Consider the following 5,590-nt stretch of genomic DNA (forward strand, 5'->3'; position numbering starts at 1 on the left):
GTCTACTACCAAGCGCCCCAATTCAGTCAAAAACAGCGCGTCAGAGCGGTCCGCATTAATCAGGCCGAATATCCACTCCCCATGGGATCTAATTTGCTTGCGGCCCAATTCGTTAATTTTCATGAACTGAGCAAAATGGAACAATGATTGCTGGCCATATTCGGTTAAGAGCATAAGATCCGCAGCGGGTGGCCAACCGACAGGAGTGGCCAATGGACCCCTTCATACATCAAGCGAACCTAACCCTCTTTAAGAAGCGCCTTGCCGAAGATCACGATGCCGCCCAGCATAAAGTCCTGCTGCAGTTGCTGGCAGAGGAAAAGGCAAAAGAGCCCGCGCCTAAAACCGGTAAGTCAATTTGAAATGAGGGCCGCCTCAGTGGGCGGCCTCTTTCATTGCGGAAGCGGCAAGGACAGTACCGAGCCCCCGGCCCTGGCCACTTTTCATCGGGATTTTTGGTTAGCGGTCCCGTTACGTTCGGGGCATCGGCCCTTTTGACGCAAGGCAATTGCCACTTTTTCCCGTATATATTAGGAAACAATGGCAAGCTGGATAACCGTCCATGGCCACGGCCAAAAAGTCAGACAAGAACCTGCCCGGGCCGATTTGCACGGAGTGCGGTGGTCGAATGGCCCATTACGCGACGCTACCAAAAACCGAAGATCGACCAGCGGTCACCGTATATCGGTGCGATCACTGCGGTGAGACCGTCGTCAAGCCGAAAGAAAAAGAATAAGCCCGCCTCGGTTAGCGGCCTCACAATGCCGGTCAGCTACTCGTCTGATGAACGATGGACGTTGTCCAAAAAGAAAACGGCCCCAGTGGTCTGGTGGACCAGGACCGTTGCCCGCGAGACAGTTTTGGGGGTCGAATGGACGCGAGCAACGCACAATAGCATCCGCCGGGTAGCTCGATTCTAAAATCTTATTGAGATTGAGTGGCCTAAAGACAAAACCGCGGCGAGCAGGTACAGGCCCTTCCGATCGTCCATTTGCCGGTCTTTGCGTTAGCCGTTGGCCCCTTTCGGTAGCCGAAGTTATTCGCAGCGGATTCCAGGGTAACCGGCCAAATTAATGACTCGCATCCGTAAGTCCAAGGATGCACACTCTCACTATCACCGCTCGGATCGTGGCTTTTATCGGTGACTGAGAACGCCCGGTTGCGCTCCCGCCCTCCTCTAACGGATCTAACGGAATGGAGCGTGCGCCATGCAACAGCGGCGACGTTTCAAACAAGCGGAATCCCTGAAAGATCGGCTCGCGGCGTTCGCCAAACAGGTGCGCGAGAAAGCCGATCACATGCCGTCCTGTCGTGAGCGCGACGAATTGCTCACGAAGGCAAGCCGGGCTGAGACCGCTTGCCATCTGGACGATTGGGCAAACTCCCGCGGATTGCAGGCGCCGAAGTAGCCTGAGCCACCATGATGGACATGCAGGCGACCCTGGAGAAGCTCCGCGCCGAAGCGGCGGAAGCCGCGTTGATACGAGACCTGGCTACTGACAAATCCAAGCGCGAATTGTTCGCGAGATTATCGACACATCTGGCGGCGCTCGCGACAGAGGTTGAACGCGCGATTGCGACACACTCGGCGAACGAGAAATAGTACCGCCTCAGATCGCGGCCTCTTTCGCTTGGCATTCGGCACAAACGCTTTCACAGGATTCCTTGTAGCCTCCCCAAAAAACAATGGCCCACCGCGCTGAGAACGTGGTGAGGCCGATTTGATCCGTCTTTAGAGTTCCTTTGATTCCGAAGCTCGCATCGGAGGTTGCCGCGATACCGTGCGAACTTCGGAATCGGACCTCTAGCCAACCGAGCTTACACGCGCCTTACAGCGGGTGCTCAATCCCCGCTTCCGCGGCCGCCCGGCCATTTCCGGCAACACAAAAAACGGCCCCGTCACGCTGAGAACGCGTGCCGAGGCCGCCTGCCCCCATGGGTGTTCCGGGGGACCAGAAACTTGAGGGCAGCGCAACATAACGAACGTCGCTAAACCAGAATGTGAGCCTGTTCACAATCGCCGGTTTTGAATTTGCGGCGGCGCTTCATCGGCCGCTGCGAGTGTCCAAAAAAACGGCCCCGGCAAGTCTAGCAGACCGAGACCGCTACCCGCAGGTTTGTCGGGGGCGAACGAAACGCGGGCACGCCAACGTAGCAGCCAACGAACGGTTCCATCCTTAAATCCTGGACAGAATATATCCCGATATTTCGCATCGCGTGCGCTGGCCCACAGTCGTCGCTTCAGTTGGCGGCCTCTTTCACGAGTTGCCCGGGGCGAGGGATCGGCGCACGCGAGGCCATCGAGAATGAACCTAACGGCGGCCGGCACCGACCCAAGATTCGACCGAGGGGATTTCAGGGGCCTCGGTGACCAGGCCAGCGCCGCCAAGCGATCATATTCCGCTCGCGCGGCGTTGCGCTTTTTGCTCCTCCCTCTGAGGCTTTCGGAGCCCGGTTTTGCTTCCATGAAACTGAACAGTCCAAACCGCGCCTCCAGGGAGCGCAGTCGTACGGTCCGGAGTAGACACTTTTTGAGTAGCGCGTGCGGTCGGGATCAGGCGTTAGCTGACCGGCCGCGCAGAGCTGACCCGTCAGGGCCACAATTTCAATTGCGCGGCCGGGGTCGTCGGCTTGTTGTCAACGGGGTCGACGGCCCCACTCGAAACGACTTGGCAGTGGCCTCCCCGGTCTCATCCGAAAGTTACGCTCAGCAATTTTCAGAATTAAATGCTATGCTTGTCGGTGACGCCATCCCGGGCCGTCACATGGCTTTTCGGGACGGCCGACACGGCTGTGCTGATCGCGAGTTGACGATGACTGTTCACGCTCCCAAGCTTCTCACCCCCGAAGAATTTGCTTCCCTGATCGAAATCGCGATCGCCTCCGACAATCCGACAGTGCCGCCGCCGCATCTGTCGAAGCTGCTCAGCCTGGGCTATGTCCTTGAGACCGCTAAGGGTCTCGTCGTCACCGGTGATGGCCTGGTCCGCATCACCGAAAGCGAATGAGGCGGTATTTCGACGCACGCACCCGTAGCCTCCCGGAATTGATCCACCGTCGTATCGGGCGTCAAATGACGGCATTACCGATAGGGGCCTCAACCGGGCCCCCCGCAGGCGGTTCCCGGTAAGTGAGTATTATGCCGCTCTATTTTTTTCGGATTCGAAATGGCCGTTATTCGGGTGCGTCGGAGCAAGGCATCGAGCTTCCCGACCACAATGCCGCTTGGCAGGAGCTGACCAGTTCGTGCGCCGATATGGTCGGCGGAATTTGCCGCAAGCTGGGCCAGGATACACAGTGGGAAATGGAGCTTCTCGACGAGCTCCGTCAGCCGGTTTTCCGAATCTGCCTGGTGGCGGATTCGCTGGCTGGGTCAAAACCCGCCGCCGGCAAGAAGCGGCAGCCCCACTCCAAACGGTCTTGAAATCCGAACGCCGTTTTTCGTCGAAGCGCCGGCTTGTCGTGTACGCGCTATCATGTCCGCTTCAATGGCGAGCTACTTCAGTTGCCGGAGCCGCCGCTGCTCGCACTGGCCCGGCTTTTGGCTTTCGGCTTGGACGATGAGGCCGACTTGGCCGTTGAAGACGGCGCATCCGTGCTTCGCACGGCGCCCCAGGGATCCGAAGGCGCCTTGGCATCCGGGATCTTCTTCAAGGAATCCTTGTACGCCTTTTGCTGCGCGTCGTCGGCGTCCTTTTCCTCTTGCGTCTTGGCAGGCTTGTTGTCCTGCAACAGATTAAGCTTCGGAATCTGAGCAACGGCCGGCGATGCCAGCAACATGATCGCGGCCGCAAGGCGCAAGGCTCTCATGAACAACTCTCCGTATCCTGGGAAGACCCAATGCCTACTTTCCGAAGTTCGCACTGCACTCGGCAACCACCTTTCGCGAACCTGGGAATTTCAAGGACACCAGCATATCATCGCGCTCCCTGCTGAGCCAAGCGTCCAAGGATGGTGCCGCAGCAGGCCGGCACTCACTTAAAGATGGTCGGATCTGCATGATTTCTGGGACGGAAACCAGTCGTCCCAAATCGGGCCGCACTTGGTGCAGCCGCTGAGTGCGAGCCCAACGGCGATCACGCAAAACAACCAGGCAAGCCGGCGAAACATCTGGAAAACTACTCCCCCTAGCTAGTTGTCTATTCGAACATTTGCATCCCGGTTTGGCATGCACTTTTGCAGATGTTAGAATCAAAGGACCACCAGCAAAGACAGGCTTCTGGTGGAGTTTTGGGTTTGACATTCGCATGATGAATGCGCGGCTACAGGATAGCGAATGTCAAATCCACCCTACCAGCGTCCCCGATTCTGATATTCGTACATCAGAGTCGCCACACTATCTGCCATCATAGGACCCAAGGCCTGCTATTTTCAAGCACAGCAGGATGGAGCCTTTGCCAGGGGCTGGCGCTTCACATTGGAATGCGGCACCAGAATGGATTTCACAAAATGCACTCAGTCGGTCGTTGAAGCCATGCAAGAAGATTCAAGCGCGCGGGGAGCGATCTGTGATGGCCTGTGATCCCACGATCCCGGCAAAATTCGATATCGAAGAAGCCAGACGCGTTCTTCGCGAGGTCTTCGCACCCTGGGTGCAGGACCTGGACCTGGCGATCGTCGACATCGAATCCGACCCGCCTCCGAGCGCGCCTGCCGATTGGCAGCCCGGCGCCATCCTGCGCATGGCGTTCTCGGATCGCCTGTGCCGGCATGGCGGCATCATCTGCGGTCAGGCGCTGATGTCGCTTGCCGATACGGCGATGGTGATTGCCGTCCTTGCCGCCAACCGCGGCTATCGCCCGATGACCACGGTCGATCAGACCACCCATTTCATGCGTCCGGTTGCGCAGTCCGACGTCCTGGCCGATGCGCGGGTGGTCCGGCTCGGACGAACCATGAGCTTTGGCCGCATCACGCTATCGGGGAGCACCGACAACAAGCCGGTGGCGATGGTATCGAGCGCCTTTGCGATGTTGTGAGAGCAGGCACAGGCGCGGGAGCCGGTATTATCTCAAAACGCGACGTCATCCGCTCCGTATCTAGTCTCCGGCTTCCGAAGTTCGCAGGATTTTACCAGAGCCACGTTTCGAACTTCGGAATCGAAAGGACACGAGTGGTCCAAACCTATTGATCTACTGTGGCTTTGGTTCAGAAGTCCGCGCGGCCAGCTCGCGGCACAAGAGATGCGGACTTCTGAACCGCCGCACTGTGACTAAAGAGGACCGATGGGGCAGGCTGTTCTACCAATCGCGCTCATGGGCTGCGCGCTCGCGCTCGGAGGCTGTGGCCTCGCCGACAGCCGGTCACCGCTGCCGGTGCCGGATTTCATGCGCGCCAAACCCACTGAGCCGCCGCCGCTCGAGACGACGCCCGATGTGCGGCGGATGGTCCGCGAAAAACTCGACCAGGTCTTCGTCGCCCAATCCAATCCGCAGAACGTGCAGGTCTCCGAGCCGCGTCACGAGCTTCGTGGGTTGGGCTGGACGGCCTGTGTGAAGGCCGAGCTGACCTCGGCCACTGGAAAGCCGCTCGGCGAGGAGACCTATCGCATCTCGATCAACGGCGGCGTCATCATCGACCGCCGCCGCGC

General features: G+C 58.7%; 9 protein-coding genes. 7 read left to right on the forward strand and 2 right to left on the reverse strand.

Features of this window, described 5'->3' with window-relative positions:
• Window positions 1-213, reverse strand: a 213-nt coding sequence (locus tag WB528_RS23655; RefSeq protein ID WP_423891244.1) for a hypothetical protein, incomplete at its 3' end; no start/stop codon positions are given.
• Between WB528_RS23655 and WB528_RS23660 the strand changes: the two genes are divergently transcribed.
• The 5 genes from WB528_RS23660 to WB528_RS23680 all read left to right on the forward strand — a co-directional run bounded on the left by WB528_RS23660 (window position 213) and on the right by WB528_RS23680 (window position 3,424).
• Window positions 213-362 carry a hypothetical protein gene (locus tag WB528_RS23660; RefSeq protein ID WP_423891246.1) on the forward strand — a complete coding sequence of 50 codons (150 nt, stop codon included), beginning with the start codon at window positions 213-215 and terminating at the stop codon, window positions 360-362. The two genes, WB528_RS23655 and WB528_RS23660, sit on opposite strands and share 1 nt — an antisense overlap.
• Before the next feature lie 846 nt (window positions 363-1,208).
• Window positions 1,209-1,409, forward strand: coding sequence for a hypothetical protein (locus tag WB528_RS23665; RefSeq protein WP_423891248.1), 201 nt, complete (start codon window positions 1,209-1,211; stop codon window positions 1,407-1,409).
• An 11-nt stretch (window positions 1,410-1,420) separates the two neighbouring features.
• A complete protein-coding gene (locus tag WB528_RS23670; RefSeq protein ID WP_423891250.1) occupies window positions 1,421-1,603 on the forward strand; it encodes a hypothetical protein in 183 nt (60 codons plus the stop codon).
• 1,210 nt (window positions 1,604-2,813) lie between these two features.
• Window positions 2,814-3,008, forward strand: a complete 195-nt coding sequence (locus WB528_RS23675) for a hypothetical protein (protein ID WP_423891252.1) — start codon at window positions 2,814-2,816, stop codon at window positions 3,006-3,008.
• Between the two features lie 131 nt (window positions 3,009-3,139).
• Window positions 3,140-3,424: a DUF6894 family protein gene (locus tag WB528_RS23680; RefSeq protein WP_423891260.1), complete on the forward strand. Its 285-nt coding sequence runs from the start codon at window positions 3,140-3,142 to the stop codon at window positions 3,422-3,424.
• A 77-nt stretch (window positions 3,425-3,501) separates the two neighbouring features.
• Here the strand turns inward: WB528_RS23680 and WB528_RS23685 are convergent, their stop codons facing one another.
• Window positions 3,502-3,810 carry a hypothetical protein gene (locus WB528_RS23685; RefSeq protein WP_423891255.1) on the reverse strand — a complete coding sequence of 103 codons (309 nt, stop codon included), beginning with the start codon at window positions 3,808-3,810 and terminating at the stop codon, window positions 3,502-3,504.
• A gap of 701 nt (window positions 3,811-4,511) precedes the next feature.
• Here WB528_RS23685 and WB528_RS23690 point away from each other — a divergent pair.
• Window positions 4,512-4,979, forward strand: a complete 468-nt coding sequence (locus WB528_RS23690; protein WP_423891256.1) for a PaaI family thioesterase — start codon at window positions 4,512-4,514, stop codon at window positions 4,977-4,979.
• A 246-nt stretch (window positions 4,980-5,225) separates the two neighbouring features.
• A partial coding sequence (locus tag WB528_RS23695) for a hypothetical protein (RefSeq protein WP_423891258.1) occupies window positions 5,226-5,590 on the forward strand: 365 nt, incomplete at its 3' end.

Origin of the sequence: Bradyrhizobium sp., assembly GCF_049586575.1 — a bacterium.
Lineage (GTDB): Bacteria > Pseudomonadota > Alphaproteobacteria > Rhizobiales > Xanthobacteraceae > Bradyrhizobium.

What these genes read in the sequence shown, in the direction of transcription:
- WB528_RS23660 (WP_423891246.1), top strand. Translation starts at nt 213, where the DNA reads ATGGACCCCTTCATACATCAAGCGAACCTAACCCTCTTTAAGAAGCGC.
- WB528_RS23665 (WP_423891248.1), top strand. Translation starts at nt 1,209, where the DNA reads ATGCAACAGCGGCGACGTTTCAAACAAGCGGAATCCCTGAAAGATCGG.
- WB528_RS23670 (WP_423891250.1), top strand. Translation starts at nt 1,421, where the DNA reads ATGATGGACATGCAGGCGACCCTGGAGAAGCTCCGCGCCGAAGCGGCG.
- WB528_RS23675 (WP_423891252.1), top strand. Translation starts at nt 2,814, where the DNA reads ATGACTGTTCACGCTCCCAAGCTTCTCACCCCCGAAGAATTTGCTTCC.
- WB528_RS23680 (WP_423891260.1), top strand. Translation starts at nt 3,140, where the DNA reads ATGCCGCTCTATTTTTTTCGGATTCGAAATGGCCGTTATTCGGGTGCG.
- WB528_RS23685 (WP_423891255.1), bottom strand. Translation starts at nt 3,810, where the DNA reads ATGAGAGCCTTGCGCCTTGCGGCCGCGATCATGTTGCTGGCATCGCCG.
- WB528_RS23690 (WP_423891256.1), top strand. Translation starts at nt 4,512, where the DNA reads ATGGCCTGTGATCCCACGATCCCGGCAAAATTCGATATCGAAGAAGCC.